Below are 248 nucleotides of genomic sequence, written 5' to 3' on the forward strand. Positions count from 1 at the left end.
CCCGGCCCCCAGCAACGCCCGGGTGCCGCACTCGACCAGCCCCAGCACCCTCACCTGGGGCAACGCCCCCTCACCGGAGTCGTTGCCGGGCTTACCGAACGCGGCAGCGTTCTCGTCGGTGTCCGGGACCAGCAGCGTCGTCCCGTCGACCGCGCACACCCGCCAACCCCGGTAGAACGCCCCCACCGTCCGCCCGGGCAGCGCCATCGCCACCGCGGTCCGTTCGAACAGCAGCCTCACCGGCGCCA

1 pseudogene is annotated in these 248 nt (G+C 74.2%); it reads right to left on the reverse strand.

The features are described from left to right. A pseudogene (locus G6R25_RS24820) lies at positions 1–248 on the reverse strand (IS4 family transposase); the annotation flags it as partial.

It is taken from the genome of Candidatus Frankia alpina (assembly GCF_902806485.1).
Lineage (GTDB): Bacteria > Actinomycetota > Actinomycetes > Frankiales > Frankiaceae > Frankia > Frankia alpina.